Genomic DNA, 22,113 nt, shown 5'->3' on the forward strand with positions numbered 1-22,113 from the left:
TTAACTCCCTAGCGCTGTAATAGCTTACCCGATGGATGGTTAGAACCATGTACCTGGCTGTGACAATTTAAGCAACTGCGTCCGCCTGTAAATGCATTGTCACCCACACTTGAACCCATACCTGTGTTACCTAAATAAGCGTTACTTGCATGGCCATCGCTGGTATGACATTGCTGACAAAGTTGCGGTGCACGGGTTTTAAGCATGGCGTCATTCACGCTGCCGTGAGGATTGTGGCAACTGACGCAATTTTCGGTCACTGGAGCATGTTCCCAAAGTTTAGGGCCACGTTTTTCGGTGTGGCACTCGTAACAGGTTTCATTAACGCTTGGTTTAATTAAGTCTGCATCCGCTAAGCTACCGTGTGGATTATGACAATCACTACAGGTCATTTGATTCCATTTCATCGGATGGCTAGAGCGTTTATTCATGTCGGTTTTTTGCTTAGTATGACAGCTTGTACAGACTTCCATTTCGGTCTGCTTAGACAGCACCGGATCTTTGGCGGTATGAACACTGTGACAGGATGCACAAGAAACATCAGCATTATCATGGTGGCTGGTATTCCATGACATGCGTTTGTCATCTAAGTGACAACTCATACACACACTGTTTTGTTTATCTGCTGGCAGGGTAGAGTTTGGGCCAAAGGCTATCATCGGCTCTTTACCACCTTTGTTATGCGAGCCTTGTGGGCCATGACAGGCTTCACATTGCAAACCCGCCATTGGACTCTTGCTGGAGTCAATCGCACCATGTACGCCTTTAAAAAGATCCATGACCTTTTCTGAACGCTTATGACACATTAAACAAGAGTCAGCACCTTTAGGTGAGTATTTACCTTCAGCAAATTTTGTATCTAATGTCGCTTCCACTTCGGCTGGCGACATTTTTTCATCCCATTTTGCTGCACTAGCAGGGCTTACTAAACCCATTAGCAGCACCAGTGAAAACAAGGCTGATAACAAGATTTGAGATGTTGTTTTGGTCTTCATAAGTAGACTTCCTAATTTGTCCATAAAAGCGCTATATCGCTAAATCATTAAGCGCATTGCCAATAAGTCAGGGAGAAATGATCAGCTTCTCCCTGTGGGCAATTTAAAACTTCATAGCAGCATGATTTTCAATGCTGGGGACATGACAACCTAAACAGAATTCAAGTTGCGCAGCGTCATTAGCTTGCTGGTAAGATCCGTTAACTACCGCGCCTTGTCCTTCAGCGTGTGCTTTGATTTCATCGAACCCATGACAAGAAGCACAGGTTGCAGTGATTGGAGTTGTGTAGCTATCTCCTCCGCCGGCAGTGGCTAATGCGCCTTTAAGCTTGAATGCATCAAGGCTGAAGTCATTATGACATTGGGTACAGTCACTAATGATGTCTTGTTTGCCATGTACACTGTGCAACTTCATTTCAATAGCGCCCTGGTTTGCGCCTGAAGCATAAGTGCCATCCGGTGTATGACAAGCAACACAAGCATCGACTCCAATAATCACTTTACCATCGACTTCACGACCTAATTGTTCGGTCATGACAAAACCTGCATGATGGCCTTTATGGATTTCAAAGGTTTCACCATGACAGTTTTGGCAAGTACTGAAGTTAACCGAATCAGTGTGACGATAACTTGGCGCAGCCCCTGATAATGTTCCATGGGTTAGTTCAGCTTTCATTGATGTTGTCGCCACGCCGTCAGCACAGTCAATCGCCTGTACGCCGTCATTACACATTTCTAATCCAATCATTGTGAATGCGGTATCAGTATCACCGGCACCAAAAGGAAGTTTGGCGATATTGAAGCGTAATACACCATCAAGGATAGTGACCTTATCTTGAACTAAGCCACTTTTAACTAGGTCTTGAGTGACTTTTTTATAACCTGTAACAGGATTTGGATTGTAGCCCATGATAGGGAAGTTAGGACCAACGTTGGTGATAGTTTCAAGGCGCTTAATTTTACTAATTAAGGTGTTAGCATCAACTTTTGCCCCATTAGTATCAAGTATGGTAACTGATAGTGTTGCAGATAAGTCATCTTGGTCAGCTTTGTTTGCAACCAAAGTTGCGCTCATGCCATACATGTCAATAAAAGCGGCTTTTTGGGTGAAGGGACTTGTATGAATTTCTTCAGTCCAGCTAGCGTTATGGCAGGCAATACAGTTTGAATTATCAAGTTGTTGTGAGTGGCCATTACCCGCTTTAAAGTCAATGTCAGCGTGACAACTTGTACAGGTTTCCATGGTGGGTATACGAGACCAATTTTGCCACTCAGATAGATTTTCATCTTCTACATGACAAGACTGGCAGTTATTTTCGATTAAATGCTCAGCTGCTGCACCTGTGTATTCTTTGCCATTTTTATCGGTAAAAGTTTTTGAGGTGTTATGAATATTGTGAACTAAATGATTCCACTGACTTTCCATAGACATCGAGCTGTTATGACAAGTTGCACACGTTTCTTGGGTGTAGTAATTACTATGGCGAGTGGTTAAAGGTTTATCTTCAGCATGGCAACTTGTACAGGTTGCATGTGACACAATGTTTTTAGTGTACTGTGCTTGATAGCCATTACCGTCGAAGTCTTCGACTATTTCTTTTCTAGGCACCGCAGTTACACCGTTAAGTAAGGTGGAACCTTGTCCGCCCGCATAAACATTATAACGTTGAGTCAGTGCTTGGTTATAACCAGCTACTTCGAATGTAAAAGTATAATGACCATTTTTCAAGTCGGTATAATTGGCTGTGCCAGACACTCTAGCAGTACGCGTCCATTGAGCACTATTGCCTGCTCCTGTGGCGCCAACGGGCGTTAATTGCGCTGCAGTAATGCCTAAATCTTGTAAACCAATAATGGGCATATCTTGTTCGTTAGTCGCAAAGACATCGATAACCGGTTTACCGTCTACATAAGTGACGTTAGTAACATCTAAATTAAGTACTTTAATATCTGCAGCTGGCTCACCGCCGGGTAACCCTGGTGTGCCCGGTTTACCATCATCTCCACCACCACAGCCCGCTAACGTTAATGTTGTTGCGGCTAGTATTAGTGCTATTTTTGAGTATTGTGTGTTCATCATATTTCCCTGCAAAGGTAAAACATATTCTTAACTGTCAGTATTTTCTGCGTTCTACGTCAAAGCGTGTTGTTTTCAGTTAAGTCGATGTTGGAAAACGTTGTTAATAATAAGATTACGTTATTAAATCGAGTAAATCTTCATCGGTCTTTACATTATGTGAAGCCGGTCTTTCTATTTATAAAGAGGTATATTAATTGCCTATATAGTCACGCATAAATGTAACCTTAGATAGCAAAGCCGCTCTATCGAGCGGCTTCATTTTATCTTTACGCTAACCGTTAATGACCGCCCCAATTTGAATGAGACTGAAGAATTCTAGTATCCGTATGACACGTTGAACATGTCTCTTGAACATTCATCGCCCCATAGTCAGCGGCAGGAACACCAAGTTGATTTATAGTGCCAATCACTCCGCCATTACTTTCAATATGGCCAATCGTTGATTCACTTAATCCATATGGCGGTAAGTGGCAACTTACACAGGCAGCTGTTTGCGGTGACACCACTAATAAGCCACCATTACTGTCTTTACCAAATGCGACTGGCGATGCCGTTGTTTTGATATTTTGGATCGAGAATCCATCATCACCATGACAAGCTTGGCATTCGGTTTTTTTGAAGAATAAATCACCGCTTGAGTCATAAACATAGTGCTTAGCATGTACCTTAATAGCTAAGTTTGAGTTTGACCGTGTACCATTATGACAAGATGCACATCCATCAAGATCATTAGAATAACGGTGGGTGATCTCTGTGGTATGACATTGTTGGCAGTCAGTCATCTTAGCGTGTTGCATGCGCGGTGATGAGTTAACCGGGCTGCCATCTAGGTTGTAGTAGAAAGTATCAGAGGTAAGGTATGGCGCATATTGTTTGCTTCTGTCTCCATCTGCTCGGTTTAAGTCATCTACAACACAATCTGCAATAACGCCTTTTTTAGAACAGACATGAAGTTGGCTACTCAGTGCTATGGTAGATTTAGCATCAATGAGTGTTTTGATATTGAAGCTGGTTGCACTAATTAAAGCATTGATAGAACCATCAGTTTGTTGAGTAAAGGTATTAATACCAACTTTCTGATAGTTAACCAAAAAGTCATCGCCTAAAGTACCATTGATAACAATCGCGCTATTAAAACCACCATATTTGTAAGGACGAGGGTCAATTTGATTAAGGGTAACCAGTTCTGAACCATGTTTAACGGTAAAATTAGCCGTGATAGATGATTCATCAGCTGCAACCATCATTGAGTTGAAAGTGACTTTTAATCTTGATGCTAAGTGGGTGCTGTTAAGTGAATAGTGAGCATCTTCTGCGCCACGGCCCCGTTCTTCACCACCATGACAAGCAAAGCAATTTTCGCCTTGATGATGTGAAGCTTTTGCCCCTGCAGCTTCAGCCGCTGGGCTAGGGCTATGGCAGCTCCAGCAAGATGTGGTATCTATATCTGCCTTCCAGCTATCAGTTAGGTTGAATTCTTGATTTGGGTTATGGCAGGTTAAACAGTTTGATGTCATTTGCGGGTATACACCCACGGTTGAAGCATGTGAATTAGTGTGAATACTATGAACCATGCCTTTGATTGAACCGTCATATGCATATGCTTCACCAATCACATTACCGGCAGAATCTTTATCTTCTTTGAGGTATCGGTTGTAGTCGGTATGACAAAATGAACATGCTTCTTCAGTATTATGCTTGCTGCCATGCATTGATAACTCGCCCGCCTGTCCTTCTCGGTGACAGCTTTGGCAGTCAGCGTTAGCAAGTATTTTTAGTGGTTTGTCAACTTGCACATCGGTTGCGGGGACCCAATAAAAGAAGCTATTGTCGACCATGGTTTTTGATAAGTTATTTGTTGTTTTGATTGATAAATAAACACCATTTGTCGTATCGGCAACATAGTCATATTTACCTAATGTATCGATAGCTTTGTCTATTTTAATTGAGTAGCTGCCGTTATTGTTATCAACAAAACAATCAGTGCACTGACTTTTTGTGCCATCAAAATAGCTAGAACCTGTAAAGTAACCTTCTCCTTTATCTTTGTTAAAGTAACTTAACCAGATTTTACGTTCCGGATCAGGGCTCACGATTTCATTTTCACCCAGTTCAGTTACCGCCCCAACACGGCCAAAAGAAATTGTAGCAATGTCTGTTTGAGTAAGGCCTAAAATAGCGGCACCGTTAGCATCGGTAAGATTAAAGCTGAGAGTAAGTCGTTTGTTTTCGTCGACATCTGCTGCAGTAATAGTGCTTTTGATATTGGTTGCAGATTTTATTGGTGTACCTATAGGACCATCAATACCGTTCTCACCATCTTTTCCATCGCTGCCACAACCCATAAGTGCAAATGAGAGTATCCCTGCACTGAACACAGCTTTTGCTGTGGTATTTAAATTTAATCGTTTCATCGTATTTCCCTGCAATATTCTTATCACTTCAAATGCTATTCATTATAAAGCGTATGGTTTTTACCTATGGACAGTGTAGCCAACCTTAAGTACTTGTTCAGCGTGATGATGTAAGATTTGTGAACTATGCCCATCTATTCCTTTAGTGGTATTTTTTTCATTGTGACAAAGGTTACGTATGTGAGTTTTTGAGCAAAAGTTATCTATCTTTGCAAATTACCGAACGATTAACGGAGACTTTTTTATAACAAATGCGCTACAAAGTTTACACGCTTTACGATGATTGAAGTGGGTAAGTTTTAAGCTATCTTCTCAGAGTGGGATATTAGTCACATTTTGTAACTAACTGATAGTAGGAGTAAGTGAGAATGAATCGTATTGATGTCAATTGGAGTGAGTATGGTCGTTTTCCTGGTATTTAAAAGTGGCGTTAGGGCTTTTTTTTCAGATAAGATCCAATTCAAATGTATATTGAGATTATTGATCACCTCAAAATCTGCGTAGGTATTAATTTGTTGGCGGGGGAAGTCGGTTTGCTGTGTTAGGAAGTTATTTAGTTGATAATTCACACCTATGATCAATTTATTATTGAATAAGTTGTGCATCGAAATTTCACTGCCGATAATACTGTTTTCACTAATTATTGTATTTTCAAACTCAAATGCAGAGTCTGAGTGTTCAGCTTGCCAGTTTATTGAGTAGGCTCTACGTATTAAAAAACTACTAACCATGAAATCCGAAGTGATTTTCCATTGTGATTTGATACCCGCTTGAGCATTAGCACGTATATAAGTCGGCAAAAGACTGCTTTGTAATTGATGGCTTTGTGATAGATGATTTGGTAATAGAGAGTTTTGTAATGGACTGTACAGTAATGAATCGTAATTATCATCCGGACTTATTTCACTTAGTAAGCTGATAGAAGGGATAAAGCTGAACTCTTCAGCTTCATTCGATATTGCTTGTTTAGTTACAAGCATATTTTCAACACTATTTTCAACTTGGTGGCTGTCTATATATAACACGTGGGAGTTGACCTTGTGGATTGCTGAATAATCCACATTAAATTGAGCGGCTAACACTGGTAATTGGATCAAAAGAGAAATCATAAAGGAGAAGAAAGTGACTGATATGAGATGTTGCATTCACTTTCTCCTGTAGATTATCGGTAATGACTTTAAAATGGTTAAGTCAATATTTTACGGCGAACACTTTATCTATAAAGTATAGAAGGTGTTCTTATACCTTGATTGAAAATCGTAAAATTGAGTGATCATTGTGCAAGTAAGCCATTAAAGACAAAAAGACCAGACTTAGGGCTTGATTGCATTGGTGGGTTAAGGGATAATCCCCAGTGTTCTAGATGAGTTTGTTTTTACTTAGCTTATTTAGAAATCTATGGTGACCCTAGGGTCCCCCCGCAATGATAACTTGTGAACTCGGCCAGGCCCGGAAGGGAGCAACCGCAGCAAGCGACTCGTGTGCCGGGGTGTCGGCTCTAGGGGAGCCTCCAACAATTCTCCCCGCAATAATTAAGTTAATAAGTCCTACTTTATAAGACCTATTCATATATGTTAAAAGCTATTCAAGTCCTAATATTTTACTCAGTAAGCCTAATATTACTCATTGTGACCTAACTGTATGACTTGTTCAGCTGACAGTTCATTTTCTTGTTTTAATTTATTGTGTAAATTGGCTTTTAAAAAGGCTCTTGAACGCTCTAAAGCGGAGCTGATTTCATTTTTCATCTGTTTAAGTTCGTTGTAGTCTTCGAAAAAGTAAGTGTCAACGAGATGTCGAATATAGCGCACTGGTAATTGATTTAAAGTCACACAACAAAGATCCGCAAGATAATCTTCAGGTAATTCATCCATTAAACCTTCATCGCGCAATATTTCCAAAAGTAAGACTTCATAATAATTACGAAATTCTAAATGCATGGTCTTCTCCATTATGTGTCGTGTTGGCTTTATCTGTCATTATAGTAGACAACAAAAACGTTTATCATTAGTTTATTTTTACACCCAAACATGATTTGCCGCAATCAGCAATTGACTATGCCTTTGTGTTAACTCATTTGCCTGCCGGCTATATCCACCACCGATTACCGCGGCAACAGGAATGTTGTGATGTTTGGCTAGGGTTAATACTAGCTTATCTCTTGCGAGAATGCCCTGCGTAGATATATTTAAGTACCCTAAATCATCATCTTGATGAATATCAACACCAGCATCATAAATAATAAGGTCGGGTTGGTGAAGTTGTATTAAATACCCAAATACACTGTCAATGTATGATAAGTATTCCTCATCGGAGCAGCCCTTATCAAGTTCAATATCATAATCTGAAATAGGTTTTCTGGATGGGAAGTTTTGTTTGCAGTGAATTGAGCAACTAATGATATTGGGGTTACCCTGGCAGAGTGTTGCTGTACCGTCACCTTGATGAACATCACAATCAAAAATTAAAACTTTATCAACTTGTTGTGTTTCTATTAGGTGACTAGCCGCAATAACTAAATCATTGAAGATGCAGAAACCGCTGCCAAAATCATAGTGAGCATGATGGTAGCCACCCGTAAAATGCACCGATATTTGATGGTTAAGGGCAAGTTGGCAGGTTAGTAATGTGCCATTTACCGCATGTAAAGTGCGTTTTACTAAACTCTCACTCCAGGGGGAACCTATTCTACGCAGTGCTTTAGGGTGAATAGAACCATTGATAAACGCATCAACATAATCAGCATTGTGCACTTGTTTTATGAGACTAATATCAATTTTATTGGCTTGGTGATGCATGCTTGGACAAACTAAATTTTGCTCAATAGCATAATCAAACAAGTTTTGATATTTACTTGTTGGAAATCGATGCTGAGAAGGTAACGCCAGCTGTGAGTAGCTGGCGTGATAAACAAAGGGGATTTTCATTAACGAATTACAGTTGTTTTATTGCCCAGCCCATAAATTCTTTACGGGTTTTCTCATCGGCTTGTAACCACCAATACTGCAACATTTGCTCAGCTTGGGCTGGGTTAGTGGCTTTTGGCAAGTTATCTGTATTTAATTGATTCACTGTGACAGCGGTTGCGGCTACTGTAGGTGAAACCGGGGCAGAAGTCGTTGCTGTATAATTAACAGCAGGATTGCTACTTGTTGCATGTGCAGACATGGCATCGATGTCAGCGACTTTATTGCCGCCAAACAAATTAGCAATAAAAGAGGCCTCTTCAAGTTGAGTATTTTCCACCGAATAACTTACTGAGCCTTTGTCTTCACGAGTAATAATAATTTCAGGTTTTTTGGCAAAAGATTTTGGCCGTTTTACTACCTCACCTGTGGCAGGATAGAGAGTATAATTAAAATCGCCATCAACATTGAGAGTGACAATAAAAGGCGCTGATTTTATAAAGCTTTGGCTATCACTGAAGTCATCTTGAACCATGTCGTGGTATCTAATCGCAATTTTATGAGTGCCAGTAGTTAAATTTAAATCAGATTTATGTTTAAACGAATTTGTTTCTATCTGTTGACCATCTAAAGCTAAATATTCAAACGACATTGGAATGGTAAGATTAGCTGCCATCAGTGAGGTTGATGAAAGTAATGCCAAAATTGCACTGGTGGATAATAATGATTTCATTGTTGCTCCTTAACGATTTAAACTTTGGCGTGGTCGCTCAAAGTGTTGTATCCGCTCTTCAATATAGCTGATGGCTTGGCGGCACTTACCTAAACGACGATGCATTAAAAGAATGTCATTTTGCAATGTAATTTTGTCAGCAGCATGACATACCTCAAGATTTGATTCCATCTGTTGAATTTTAAATTCAATTTTATTAGCCCAAGCAAAATGTTTATTCAACTCTTGGTAAAGTTGATGACTGTTTTGCATGATGTTATTTGCTATCCAACCAAAGCCACTATCCTGTACCGACTGCTGTTGTTTTTTAGCATATCGAGCACGATTACTGGCTTTTTTCTGCTCAGCAGATTTTAAGTTTAATCCTGTCGTCAGCAAAGCACGCCTTAATGCGGTAAACCTATCTTGAATGCGCTGGCAGCTAAGTTCAATAGTGCTTTTAGCTAAGTTAAGCGTTAACTGTTTTTCTAATTGAGCGATATCCTTTCTAAGTTGCACAATGCAAGGGCTTAATTGAGCGCCTTCCTGAATAAAAACGCTATGATTAAAACGCTCAACATGTTGCAGTGTTTTTTTCTGCTGGTCGCCTAATTGATTATCATGCTGCAGTGCCTCTTGTTCTATATGAGCAAGTTGTTGCTTCAGCATTAGGATTAATTGCTGAGTATTCATGCCCAGGCACTCCAGGCTAAATGGGTGGCAATAGATACCACAGAGATAATAAACAACGGCTTGATAAAAGGAATGCCAAAACGGATAGCGCTTCGCGCGCCAATAAATGATCCTGCCATCATGCAGACTCCCATCCATAGGCCTAATATCCAATTAACTTGCCCCAAGCTAGCAAAAATAATTAGCGCAGTAATGTTACTGATTAGTGTCATGATTCTTGCTAAAGCACAACTTTCTAGTAACGGTAATTTATGTAAAGAAATAGAGGAAACAGTCCAAAATGCACCGATACCGGGCCCTGCAAATCCATCGTAACCGCCCAGTATTAATCCTTGAGTTGCTTGGCGTTTATTAGTTGGAGCTTTGGTAGGCGCGACATAATGTGCACTGCCCATGGCTTTAGGGCTGAATAAAGTATAAATCGCAATACTGATAATAAGCAGGGGAAGTAACTTTTCAAGCCAATTCGAGTTAATTAAAAATACCAGTCCGCTACCGAGTATCGCACCGACAAAAGTGGCAATAGCGCAGGTCTTCCAGAATGCTGGTACAAATAATTGCTGTTTATAATAGGTATAGCTAGAGGTAATTGAACCAAAACATGCCGCTAATTTATTGGTCCCCAGAGCTAAATGTGGTGGTATACCCATTGTCAGTAAGGCGGGAATAGATAATAGTCCGCCGCCACCGACTATAGCGTCAATAAAGCCTGCGATAATTCCGATAACCGCCAATGCCGCTAAGTGGCTTGGGTCTAACATTAATTCCAAGGGTATACCTACTCAATCACCCGCCGAAAGGGCGGTAATGCATCAATTAACGATTTGCCATAACGTTTAGTCACCAAACGGCGATCTAAGATTGTCACGCGACCATAATCTTGTTCTTTTCGCAGTAATCTACCACAACTTTGGACTAACTTGCGCGAAGCATCTGGAATGGTGAGTTGTAAAAATGGATTGCCGCCTTTTACTTTTATATATTCGGCATGGGCTTGTTCAACTGGTGATGTCGGCACGGCAAAGGGCAGTTTGGTAATAATCAGGTTAGTGAGGTAATCACCGGGTAAATCTAGCCCTTCAGAGAAGCTACCTGTACCGAAAATAATACTTGGTTTGTCATCATCACAACGTTGTTTATGCTGGCTTAAAATTTGCTGCCTTGGCATTGAACCTTGAATAAAAAGTTGCTCACTAGGGATTTTACCTTCAACTAATTCTACCACTTTGTCCATTTGCCAGTACGATGCAAATAATACCAAAGAGGCCATTTCCCCTTCAATTAAGGCGACTATTTGGGTGGCAAGCTCTGCGGTGTAATCATCATCTGTTGGCTCATTATCCATATGGGGAATAAAAAGCGTGGCATTATTTTCATAATCAAATGGCGATTGCAGAGCTAAAAAGCGACTGCCATCATTGATACTTAAACCAACCTGATGGGCAAAGTGATTAAAGTTATTCAGTGCTCTGAGTGTGGCACTGCACAGCACCACCCCTGCGGCTTTTTGCCATAGCATGGACTCAAGCATAAAACCGACTTCAATGGGGGAGGCACTGACTAAGTAATCTTGTTGTTTACCGGTAATTAACTCAATCCATCTGGCAGTAGGCGCGCCTTTTTTATTGTCTTCTTTAGCGATCATTTTCCACACTTTATGCAGATTCTCTAATCGTTGCAGAATAAAACCTGTTTCAGACAGCAATCCTTCAGATTGGTGCTTTGGCACCTCACCATCTTTAATCGCTTCAGATAAAACAGAAACCACTTTATTAAACTGTTTTAAGCCGCTACCCGTAGCGGTGGCGATGTTTTCAGCCTGAATGGTTAATGATTGGGGTAATTGACCGTGTTCAAAGCGCCATCTGGTTTCTGGGTTGGCAAAAAACTGTGGCTGCGTATCACAAAACTGAGCCACCTGACTAAGTAAGCTAATAATGTCGGAGATGTGATCAAGCATGGCTTGAACTGGGGCAATAATATTATTAGTTTTTAACTGGTTTTGCAGTTTGCTACAGGTTTTAGTCGCCTTGTCTAACCAATCACATGCGCCACGTATCGTCGCCTGCCCGCTCGAAAAGTCCCTTGCGACTATCGGCAAGTGATGGGCTTCGTCTATGATGTAAAACATATCTTCAGGCTCAGGTAAAATAACCCCACCGCCTAATTCTAAGTCAGCAAACAATAAACTGTGATTAGCAATAAGCACATCCCATGTGTCAACATCTTCACGGGCTTTATGAAAAGGGCAGTTATGGTGTGCAGAAACCTGACGATGACAGCTGTGTTTGTCGCAGCATATTTGTTGCCATAAAAAGTCAGGAATAGGCTCTTTTAAACTATCAAGTTCACCATTCCATTTTTTCTGATGATAATCATGATGAATTTTTTGCAGTTGCTCAACCTGGCTCTGATCTGGCTTTGTTTGCCACATCGCCATTTGCGAACTGTCTTGGGAACCCATCATTCCCTCTAGCTTTGCTAAGCAAACGTACCGCTGACGCCCTTTAACTAAACCAAATTTAAAATTTAAACCAGAATGCTGCAAGAAAAAGGGTAAGTCTTTATGCAGTAGTTGCTCTTGCAGTGCCACTGTTGCGGTGGCAATGCAGACTTTTTTCTTACTCGCGATGCCTAAGGGAATAGCGCCTAAAAGGTAGGACAGTGATTTACCAATACCCGTACCCGCTTCAACAACAATAATAGGTCGTTGTTTGTCATATTCACCGGCTAAAGTTTTAGAAATTTCTGCCACCATATAATTTTGTTCACGACGTGAACGAAATTGCGGCATTGCCGAAGCAATGTCTTTATAGATGGTGCGAATTTGCGTTTTTACCTGGTCAGTGAGCATGAGTAGTTTTTATTCTGCGGTGACTGATTTATGCTGTACATAATAACAGTGAATCTTTGTGCTTAAAACAGATAATAAAATTGAACTCAAATCTCTTACCGGTAAATAAAGCCTTAACCCGTATTGAAGGGCAGGTACTTACTCGTCATGCCAACTATCGGCAGGGCCAGTTAGTGCTGCAATATTATATTAAAACGGCTAATGGGCCTGTGCTCGTTGAACTTCATAACGAGGATGTTGTGTGCTTTTGCCGCCAAGCTGATGTGGCCAAGTTAACACCTTACTTGACCCAAGCCCGTGTGGCTGTTTTAGTAATGACCAATTTTGACCATCAAATTGTTTGTGGCATTTATTTAAAAACTAGTTCTGCGCTTAAGCAATTGCAGCGCATCGCCAATGATATCGGGGTGCCTTTATATGAAACCGATATTCGTGCCGAGCAACGTTATTTGATTGAGCGATTTATCGCATTTGATATCGAATGTGAGGGCACTATTGAGTCTAGTGTAAAAAGTCTGCCAGTACTTACCGCGCATCGTGCAAGAAGAGGTAGCGCAAGAACAATCAAGGTAGGCAATGTAGAAGATGATTTTTTGCACGCTGCAGCCAGCGGTACTGCTTTGGCTGATAGCGCGCATGATAAACAAAATGTGTTATCAACAAGAAGTGATTTAAAAGTTATTTCACTCGATTTTGAATGCAGTATGCAAGGCGAGTTGTATTCGGTTGGCCTTTACGGGACTGATTATCAATGCGTTATTATGGTGGGTGAACAAGCATCATACCCTGATGCCGAAGATTACATTGTGTGGGTTAAAGATGAGGTTGCTTTACTGTATCGATTAATCAATTGGTTTGGTGAGTATGATCCCGACGTTATTATTGGGTGGGCTGTGGTGGTATTTGATTTAGCATTGCTATTTAAGCGTTGTAAACATCATCATATTCCACTCAGAATTGGCCGAGGCCACAGTGAGTTAAGCTGGAAAGTCGAAGATAAATATCGCCCTGAAACCTTAAATTTGCCCGGACGAGTGGTATTAGATGGCATTGATTGGCTTAAAGCTGCATTTTATAACTTCGATCGATTTTCGCTTGAGTTTGTGTCGCGTGCTTTATTAAATGAGGGTAAAGCGATTGACCATGTTGAAAATCGAGGTAATGAAATAAGCCAAATGTTCGTTGACGATAAGCTCAAACTAGCGCACTACAATTTAACTGATTGCCGCTTGGTGTGGGATATTTTTGACAAGACTCAGCTACTTGATTTTGCGATAGAACGCGCTAAGTTAACCGGGCTTGAGTTTGGTCGAGTCGGGGCATCTGTCGCCGCTTTTTATCACTTATATCTCCCGCATTTACACCGCAGCGGTTTTGTTGCCCCCCAAATGCCCGCAAGTAATGGGCTGGAAAGTCCAGGTGGTTATGTGATGGATTCTATGCCAGGGCATTATAAAAATGTGTTGGTACTTGATTTTAAAAGTTTGTATCCCTCAATTATCCGCACTTTTTTGATTGATCCTAAAGGTTTAGTAGAGGGCTCAAAGTTAGCTGAGTCAAATTTAGATACCAGTGAAATGTTAGTTGATGGCTTTCTCGGGGCAAAGTTTACTCGCCATCATCCAATTCTGCCCAAGTTGATAGCCAGCTTAGCTGAGCAGCGTGAGCAGGCTAAAAAAGATCACAATGCACCATTATCGCAAGCCATCAAAATTATCATGAACTCACTATACGGCGTATTAGGGTCAAAGGGGTGCGTATTTCATGATGTAAAGCTCGCCAGCTCTATTACGATGCGCGGTCACCAGATAATGAAAATGACCAAGATTTGGATAGAGGGAATGGGCTATCAAGTCATTTATGGTGATACCGACTCTACATTTGTTTGGCTAGGTAATGACATCCAATTAAATGCGTCAGAAATTGGCTTGCAAATGGCAAAAATCATTACCGATAAATGGGCTGATTGGTGTGCGACAGAATTTAAATTGCCAAGTTATCTTGAATTAGAATTTGAAAGTCATTTTCAGCAATTTATTATGCCCACTTTACGCGGAAGTGAAATCGGCAGTAAAAAACGCTATGTTGGCTTGAAATTAGATAAACATGAAAAGCCTGAAATGGTCTTTAAAGGAATGGAGCAGGTTAGAAGCGATTGGACACCGCTTTCTAAACGCATTCAATATCAGCTGTATCAGCGATTTTTTAATCAGCAAGATATTAGCGAGTTTTTAGAGTCCCAAGTTGCGCTATTAAAGCAAGGAGCCTTCGATCAAGAGCTAGTGTTCAAAAAGCGCTTAAAGCGAAATGTTGAAGACTACACCGCTAAGTCGACCCCACATGTTAGGGCGGCAAAGTTGATGGCGGAGTATCAGCAAAATAGCGACTGGCTAAAAAGGGGAGCGGTTATTGAGTATGTAATCACCACCGCAGGCGTGCAACCAGTATGTGATAAAGACTGGTTAATGGATTATGACTATTACATCGAAAAACAAATTCAACCTATCGCAGAGCCGATATTGTCATTACTTGGGTTAAGTTATGGCGATTTTTCTAACGGTCAAATGTCATTGATCTGATATTGTTAATTTGATTTTATCTATACAAAACCTGCAAATTTCCAGTTTTACTTAAGCATATAAATGTTTGCTCATCTAACCTCGTTTTTTATCTCTTAACCCGAGTAGAGGTTAAATAATAAGCGTCTAATAACTAAACCATAATTAACTGTTGTGAAATATTTTTTTGCATTTGTTGTTTTAGTGTTAAATAAATCCGATTAATAATAATTTTAAGAGGTGTTTTTTTAAGTGTCTGATTTTTAGTTTTAATATTATTTATTTATCTCTCTTTGTTCATAAAAGTGAACGGATATCAAAAATACACTTGATTAACTTTTGTCCTTACAGTGTATCAATTGTTGATTACTTGTTTCAAATGTGATTTTATTGCGGTGTAAATGTGATTTTGTAGCGCAAAGTGTTATGATATCTCAACACCAATACTTCAAGTGATGAAGATTGGAATTATAAGAAAGACAAATATATCCAGGGAGATAGACAATGCATAAGAACGTATTAGCCAAATCAGTGCGCTTAGCTTTGATCGGCGGTGCAGCAGCAGCTGCGTTAAGCGTGCCAGCAGTATTTGCAGCTGAAGATGATGGTGCAAAAGTTGAGCGTATAGAAGTAACAGGTTCTCGTATTAAAAGAACTGATATAGAAACTTCTAGCCCAGTTACTGTTATGGACGCAACAGAAATTAAAGCATCAGGCTACGATCGTATTGAAGATGTTTTAAACCAATTACCACAAATCGAAGCAGCTGAAACCGCTTTCCTTGCAAACGGTGCAACTGGTACAGCTACAGTTGACTTACGTGGATTAGGTTCAAACAGAACGCTTGTTTTGATCAATGGTCGTCGTATGCAAGCTGGTAGTATTACTTCACAGGTAGCTGACGTTAACCAAATTCCTGCTTCATTAATTAAGCGAGTTGAAGTGTTAACTGGTGGTGCTGGCGCTGTTTATGGTGCTGATGCTGTAGCTGGTGTTGTTAACTTCGTAATGAATGATGATTTTGAAGGTTTTGCATTCAATGCAGGCGCTTCTGGTTACCAACATGACAACAGCAATGGCTATATCCAAAGCTTAATGGATAAGAGATCATTTGATTACGAAACTGGTAACACAGGTGTTGACGGTAAAACCTACACCATGGATATCACCATGGGTAGTGAATTTGACGGTGGTAAAGGCCACGCAGTAGCTTATGCTGTTTGGCGTAGAAACGATGAGTTATTACAAGGTTCTCGCGATTATGCATCTTGTGCATTAAATGGCGGCGGCACAGCTTGTGGTGGTTCTGGTACTACTCCTAACCCTTTCTTTGATATCTTCCCTGTCGTTGATGGTGCAGTTGATTATTCAAACGAGTTTTATGGATATTTAAATCCAAATGGTGAAGGTTTTGTTCCAGACGATGGTTATCGCTATAACTATGCTCCAGTAAACCACTTTATGCGTCCGAACGAGCGTTTTACCACTGGTGCATTTATTAATTATGAAATTAACGAACATTTCCGTCCTTATATGGAATTGTCGTTCATGCACAACAGAACCGCTGGCCAAATTGCAGAATCTGGTACTTTCTATAACCAAGAACTGTTATTTGATTATAACAACCCGCTAATCAGTGATTTCCAAAAAGCTCAACTACAAGAACTTTTCGGTCAAACAGCTGATGATCAATTTGTTGCCTATATTGGTAAGCGAAATGTTGAAGGTGGTCCACGTTCTAACAATCTAGAGCATTCTTCTTACCGCATACTAACAGGTATGGAAGGTGAGCTTTCTGATGCTTGGTCTTATGACGTAAGTTTTGCTTATTCAGCAACAGCTTCAAACTCTGTATACCAGAACGATTTGTTAGCAACTAAAATTCCTGACCGTGTTGGTGCTGTTGGCACTGAGTGTAATGTAGAAGATGGTTGTTTATACTACAACGTGTTTACTCTAGGTGGCGTAACCCAAGAGCAAGCGGCTCAGTTAGCTGGTGTTGGTATTCAAACTGGTTTAGTGACTCAAACTATTTATAACGGTTATGTAAGTGGTGAATTCGATTTTGGATTACCGTCAGCGTCATCTAACATAGGTGCAGTATTTGGTTTAGAGCGTCGTGAACAGGAATACGAACGTATTTCTGATACCATCTATGCAGAAGGTACATTACTTGGTCAAGGCGGTCCTAACCCAAGTTTGAACGGTGAAGTAACTGTTAACGAAGTGTTTGGTGAATTTGCTATCCCAGTGCTTGATGAGTGGAATGTAAACTTAGCCGCTCGTGCGTCTGACTATTCAACTTCAGGTACTGATTATACTTATTCATTAGGTACTGATTATACTATTGCTGACGCTTATAAGTTACGCATGAGCTACGCTCAAGCTATCCGTGCTCCTAACATTGGCGAATTATTTGATGCACAAGTAATTCAATTGTGGAGTGGTGATGATCCGTGTTCAGGTTCTGCTGCAGATATTACTGCTGCCGGCTTTACACAAGCTATGTGTGCTAATACTGGTATGACTGCTGAGCAATTTGGTAATGTCTCTACATCACCTGCTGGTCAATACAACCAATTCTCTGGTGGTAATACTGAACTAGAACCTGAACAAGCTAAAACCCTAACTGTTGGTTTAGTGGCTAACCCATTTGATAACTTCAACTTCTCTTTGGATTATTTCAATATTCAAATGGAAGAAGTAGTGGGTACAATTGGCGCTGAGCGTATATTAACTAACTGTGCCAAAACTGGCGATGCTTTGTTCTGTGACAACGTTAAACGTAGCGCTTCAGGTAGCTTATGGCTTGGACAAGAAGGTTATGTATCTAACCTAGGTTCTAACATTGGCGGCCGTACTTGGGAAGGTGTTGATGCTACCGCTGGCTACAAAATTGATTTAGGTTCAGGTACTTTAGATTTCGCACTAAACGGTTTCTACAGCATGAAAAAAGAAGTTGAACCTATTTTAGGCGATGCTAGCTTAGCTTATGACTGTTCTGGTGTGATTAGTACTTCTTGTTTCGCGTCACCAAAATGGCGTCATAACTTCACTACTACTTACAGTGGTGATGATTATAGCGTAGCGTTAAAATGGCGTTATTTTGACAAAGTTGACTACGAAGGTACTGCAGATACTAAGTTAATTGCAGATGGCGGCATCGATTCATACAGCTACTTCGATTTATCAGGTAACTATGCTGTGAGCGATAATGTCACCTTTACAGCTGGTGTGAACAACATTTTTGACAAAGAGCCTCCAATGGTTGGTAATACTTTAGCGAGCAACGCTAATACAGTATCTGGCTTCTACGATACTCTAGGTCGATTCCTATTCGTTAGCGCTGGCGTTAAGTTCTAAGAATAGTTGCTATAATATATAAGCTTAAATTTAGCTTATAAACACATTAGCTAATTAAAAAGCACTGGACAGTAATTTGTTCAGTGCTTTTTTGCTTTTGTCATATGCGAGTTAGTGAAAAGTATTGTGATTAGGGTGAATCTTTTCATCTATTCTATGGTGAATTATCATTATTTAATTTCTCCCCTATCAATGATTGAGCTCACTGAGCTGCCCACCCGTAAATTGAGAGCGTTACAAGCGTTAAAGTATCTTTCAGCATTCCAATTCATTAAATATGAGCCAGTCTGAGTTATTCAGGCTTTTAGGCTTGAGGCACGTTTTAAAGAGAGTTGTTAATTTGTATTAAACCTACGACAAAAGAGCGTAAGCCTAAGTGGCTTCAAAGCAATAGAGCTGCACTTGCCGTGTTGTATAATGAGAATCTGTCGTAAAAGGTAAAGGCATATACCTTATTTGTTGCCTAGAAAACCTATAGTACAAGCTGATTCACTAGGTGGTTAATGGCATCAGCGCAGAGATAGCAAATTGCAGTGCTGAACACCAATTGTAATAAGAATTGTGATTTAATTTAGAAATAAGATATATCCCATGACTGCATAATGCTTACAAATTAAGCGACTACACATAATCTCAATCTTTCGTGTTCTTTTCGCTCATTTTTGATGTTCCCAAATGTTGACATAGGTCAACATTTTGTGAAATGATGCGAGCGGGTCTATGCCTTAACAGGCATAGAAAAGGGAAGAAAAACTAACAATCACAAGAGAAAGATAGGCTTAGCGTTGTTGACGTTTTGCTAACATTGTTATCAAGCTATTACAATTGCACTGTCTACACTTTTTTAATTCACTTCAAATTGGTTGGGAACTATGTCCAAGGTAAGCAATAGAACAAAAATCGCTACTGCACTTGTTGGCGCACTGGCTTTAGCTAGTAGCAACCTGGTAGTTGCAAATCCTCTTGCCGATGTGCAAAAGGCTGACAGCAGAATTCATGCTGAAACTGCAGCGTCACAACAAAAAGTTGACAAATACTTTGACCAAGCTCAAGACATGTTGTTTGAGTATGGCAGTGTTGCTGATGAACGCGAATCACTAAAGTCTTACAATGACTACGTAGCTGGTTTAGTGGCGGATCAACAAAAAACACTTGATTCAATACAAACAGACATCAATGGCGTTGACAAGTTACGTCAAGGTGTTGTGCCGTTAATGTTTAAAATGGTTGATGCATTAGAGCAGTTTGTTCAATTAGATCTTCCTTTTAACAGTGAAGTACGTACTGAACGTGTTCAAAATTTAAAAAATATTCTAGACACAGCAGAAGTCACTTTAGCTGAAAAATATCGTCTTATCCTTGATGCATACAGCATTGAACGTGAATACGGTAACTTTGTATCAGTTCATACTGGTAAATTAAGCTTAGATGGTAAAGAAGTGCTAGTTGATTTCTTTAACCTAGGTCGCGTAGCGCTTTACGCTCAAAGTTTAGATCAAAAAATTGCGTGGATGTACGATGCTGAAGCTAAAACTTGGAACAAGTTAGAAGACAGCTATTTACGTGATATTACAAAGGGTATTCGCATTGCTCGTAAGCAAGGTGCTCTAGATCTATTCGCATTACCAATTCCTGCTGCGGAGACTGCTCAATAATGAAGAAGTTAATTACTACAGCTGTATTAGCTGCAAGTTTGTCTTTAACTGCTGGCATGGTTTCTGCTGCTGATGCACCAAAAACTATCGACCAATTATTGCAACAAGTTAAAGTTGAACGCGCTAATGAAGGCAAAAACAGCGCTAAACGTGAAAGAGAATTCCAAAACGAACGTGGTGACAAAGCGTCACTATTAAAACGTGAAAAAGATGCTTTAGCTTCTGAGAAGCAACGTGGTAAAGACCTTAACCAAGCGTTTTTAGATAACGAGCGTAAAATTGCTCAGTTAGAAGAAGATTTAAAAACAGCCCAAGGCGACTTAGGCGAAATGTTTGGTGTTGTTAAAGGTGAAGCTGGCGATTTCGCTGGTAAACTTGCAGCATCTAATATTTCTGCTCAATACCCAGGCCGTGATGCATTTATTGCAGAATTAGGCTCGCGTAAATCATTACCGAAAATTGAAGAACTAGAGCAATTCTGGGAAGCGCAATTATTTGAAATGGTTGAGTCTGGTAAAGTGGTTAAATTCACCGGTAATGTGACTGCAATCGACGGTAACGTTGTTAGCACTTCTATCTACCGTGTTGGTGCATTCAACTTAACAGCTGATGGTCAATATGTTGTTTATAAGCCTGAGTTAAGCTTAATTCAAGAGCTTTCACAACAACCTGAAGGTTATCAAGTTTCTGCAGTAGGCAACTGGGAAAATACCACTTCTGGTTTCTCTGAGTTCTATATTGATCCAGCCCGTGGTGTATTACTAAATATCTTCACTAACAAAGCTAGCATTGAAGATCGTTTAGAAGCTGGTGGACCAATTGGTTATATTATTTTAGTACTACTAGCATTAGGTGGTTTAATCGCCCTAGAGCGTTTAGTCACATTAACAATTACTTCTGGTAAAGTTAAAAGCCAACGTAAAAATATCAATAACCCAGGTAAGAACCCACTTGGTCGTATCTTGAAAGTATATCAAGACAACAAAGATGTTGATGTTGAAACGTTAGAATTGAAACTTGATGAAGCTATTTTGAAAGAAACGCCTGCTTTAGAAGCACGTATTTCAATCATTAAGGTACTAGCAGCTATCGCGCCAATGATGGGTCTTTTAGGTACAGTAACCGGTATGATTGCAACTTTCCAATCAATCCAGTTATTCGGTACAGGCGATCCAAAGTTAATGGCTGGCGGTATTTCTATGGCACTTGTTACTACCGTACAAGGTCTGATTGCAGCGTTACCATTAATGTTATTACACGCAATTGTTGTTGCTCGTAGTAAATCAATCGTTCAAGTTCTTGAAGAACAAAGCGCTGGTATCATTGCAGAACATGCTGAGAAGAGGGCTGACTAATGATGCTATTCCTGATGGATATATGGGATTCCGTCAGGGGCTTCATGGCCTCCGGGGGAGATGTCCTCTGGTTGGTAGCAGCTGTGCTTTTCCTAATGTGGGTATTAATGCTTGAACGTTACTGGTATCTAAACTGGATATCACCAAAGCAACATCAAGCTGTTATATCTGCGTGGGAAGCAAGAGATGAAACACACTCTTGGCACGCACACCGTATCCGTGAAGCTTGGGTGTCCCAAGCTAAGCAAGATTTGAATGCACGTATGCTGTTAATCAAAACCCTAGTAGCAATCTGTCCAATGATTGGTTTACTTGGTACCGTAACCGGTATGATTTCAGTATTCGATGTGATGGCAGTTCAGGGGACGAGTAATGCTCGTCTAATGGCAGCTGGTATCTCAATGGCCACAATGCCAACAATGGCAGGAATGGTAGCAGCGCTATCGGGTGTATTTTTCAGCACTCGTTTAGACTCGAAAATGAGAATCAGATTAGAAATGCTAAAAGACAGCATGCCTCACCACTAAA

At 40.3% G+C, this 22,113-nt stretch carries 15 protein-coding genes and 1 other RNA gene; 6 read left to right on the forward strand and 10 right to left on the reverse strand.

Annotation, left to right across the window (positions count from 1 at the left end; genetic code table 11):
* Nucleotides 1–8: 8 nt before the first annotated feature.
* The 4 genes from ACRWQL_RS16280 to ACRWQL_RS16295 form a co-directional block, all read right to left on the reverse strand.
* Nucleotides 9–995, reverse strand: a complete 987-nt coding sequence (locus tag ACRWQL_RS16280; protein ID WP_434951079.1) for a DmsE family decaheme c-type cytochrome — start codon at nt 993–995, stop codon at nt 9–11.
* 103 nt (nt 996–1,098) lie between these two features.
* The gene (locus ACRWQL_RS16285; RefSeq protein WP_434951081.1) at nt 1,099–3,075 is read right to left on the reverse strand and encodes an OmcA/MtrC family decaheme c-type cytochrome; all 1,977 of its coding nucleotides are present in this window, start codon (nt 3,073–3,075) and stop codon (nt 1,099–1,101) included.
* A 278-nt stretch (nt 3,076–3,353) separates the two neighbouring features.
* Nucleotides 3,354–5,489 (reverse strand): multiheme c-type cytochrome, encoded by a 2,136-nt coding sequence (locus ACRWQL_RS16290; RefSeq protein WP_434951083.1) that lies wholly within the window; start codon nt 5,487–5,489, stop codon nt 3,354–3,356.
* Between the two features lie 329 nt (nt 5,490–5,818).
* Nucleotides 5,819–6,634: a hypothetical protein gene (locus ACRWQL_RS16295; RefSeq protein ID WP_434951085.1), complete on the reverse strand. Its 816-nt coding sequence runs from the start codon at nt 6,632–6,634 to the stop codon at nt 5,819–5,821.
* A 262-nt stretch (nt 6,635–6,896) separates the two neighbouring features.
* Here ACRWQL_RS16295 and ffs point away from each other — a divergent pair.
* Nucleotides 6,897–6,994: signal recognition particle sRNA small type (gene ffs / locus ACRWQL_RS16300), an RNA gene on the forward strand.
* 114 nt (nt 6,995–7,108) lie between these two features.
* On the opposite strand, the gene ACRWQL_RS16305 is transcribed toward ffs, so the two are convergent.
* The 6 genes from ACRWQL_RS16305 to dinG form a co-directional block, all read right to left on the reverse strand.
* On the reverse strand, nt 7,109–7,429 hold the full coding sequence (locus ACRWQL_RS16305; RefSeq protein WP_434926672.1) for a late competence development ComFB family protein: 321 nt from the start codon (nt 7,427–7,429) through the stop codon (nt 7,109–7,111).
* A 78-nt stretch (nt 7,430–7,507) separates the two neighbouring features.
* Entirely contained in the window at nt 7,508–8,416 is a 909-nt protein-coding gene (locus ACRWQL_RS16310) for a histone deacetylase family protein (RefSeq protein ID WP_434951087.1), read from the reverse strand.
* A gap of 7 nt (nt 8,417–8,423) precedes the next feature.
* The gene (locus ACRWQL_RS16315) at nt 8,424–9,128 is read right to left on the reverse strand and encodes a DUF2057 domain-containing protein (RefSeq protein ID WP_434951089.1); all 705 of its coding nucleotides are present in this window, start codon (nt 9,126–9,128) and stop codon (nt 8,424–8,426) included.
* A gap of 9 nt (nt 9,129–9,137) precedes the next feature.
* Nucleotides 9,138–9,800, reverse strand: a complete 663-nt coding sequence (locus ACRWQL_RS16320; protein WP_434951091.1) for a primosomal replication protein — start codon at nt 9,798–9,800, stop codon at nt 9,138–9,140.
* Nucleotides 9,797–10,570, reverse strand: coding sequence for a sulfite exporter TauE/SafE family protein (locus tag ACRWQL_RS16325; RefSeq protein WP_226414433.1), 774 nt, complete (start codon nt 10,568–10,570; stop codon nt 9,797–9,799). Before ACRWQL_RS16325 ends, ACRWQL_RS16320 begins: the two co-directional genes overlap by 4 nt.
* Before the next feature lie 8 nt (nt 10,571–10,578).
* A complete protein-coding gene (gene dinG, locus ACRWQL_RS16330) occupies nt 10,579–12,654 on the reverse strand; it encodes an ATP-dependent DNA helicase DinG (RefSeq protein ID WP_434951093.1) in 2,076 nt (691 codons plus the stop codon).
* A 74-nt stretch (nt 12,655–12,728) separates the two neighbouring features.
* On the opposite strand from dinG, the gene ACRWQL_RS16335 reads away from it, so the two are divergent.
* The 5 genes from ACRWQL_RS16335 (at nt 12,729) to ACRWQL_RS16355 (ending at nt 22,112) form a co-directional block, all read left to right on the forward strand.
* Nucleotides 12,729–15,233, forward strand: coding sequence for a DNA polymerase II (locus tag ACRWQL_RS16335; protein ID WP_434953409.1), 2,505 nt, complete (start codon nt 12,729–12,731; stop codon nt 15,231–15,233).
* A 483-nt stretch (nt 15,234–15,716) separates the two neighbouring features.
* The gene (locus ACRWQL_RS16340) at nt 15,717–18,575 is read left to right on the forward strand and encodes a TonB-dependent receptor domain-containing protein (RefSeq protein WP_434951095.1); all 2,859 of its coding nucleotides are present in this window, start codon (nt 15,717–15,719) and stop codon (nt 18,573–18,575) included.
* 872 nt (nt 18,576–19,447) lie between these two features.
* Complete coding sequence (locus ACRWQL_RS16345) at nt 19,448–20,230, forward strand: DUF3450 domain-containing protein (protein ID WP_434926666.1); 783 nt, start codon at nt 19,448–19,450, stop codon at nt 20,228–20,230.
* Nucleotides 20,230–21,585 (forward strand): MotA/TolQ/ExbB proton channel family protein, encoded by a 1,356-nt coding sequence (locus ACRWQL_RS16350; RefSeq protein ID WP_434926665.1) that lies wholly within the window; start codon nt 20,230–20,232, stop codon nt 21,583–21,585. Before ACRWQL_RS16345 ends, ACRWQL_RS16350 begins: the two co-directional genes overlap by 1 nt.
* Nucleotides 21,585–22,112: a MotA/TolQ/ExbB proton channel family protein gene (locus tag ACRWQL_RS16355; RefSeq protein ID WP_226414447.1), complete on the forward strand. Its 528-nt coding sequence runs from the start codon at nt 21,585–21,587 to the stop codon at nt 22,110–22,112. Before ACRWQL_RS16350 ends, ACRWQL_RS16355 begins: the two co-directional genes overlap by 1 nt.
* Nucleotide 22,113: the final 1 nt, after the last annotated feature.

Origin of the sequence: Shewanella sp. HL-SH4, from assembly GCF_051164845.1 — a bacterium.
In the GTDB taxonomy this organism is placed as follows: Bacteria; Pseudomonadota; Gammaproteobacteria; order Enterobacterales; family Shewanellaceae; genus Shewanella; species Shewanella glacialimarina.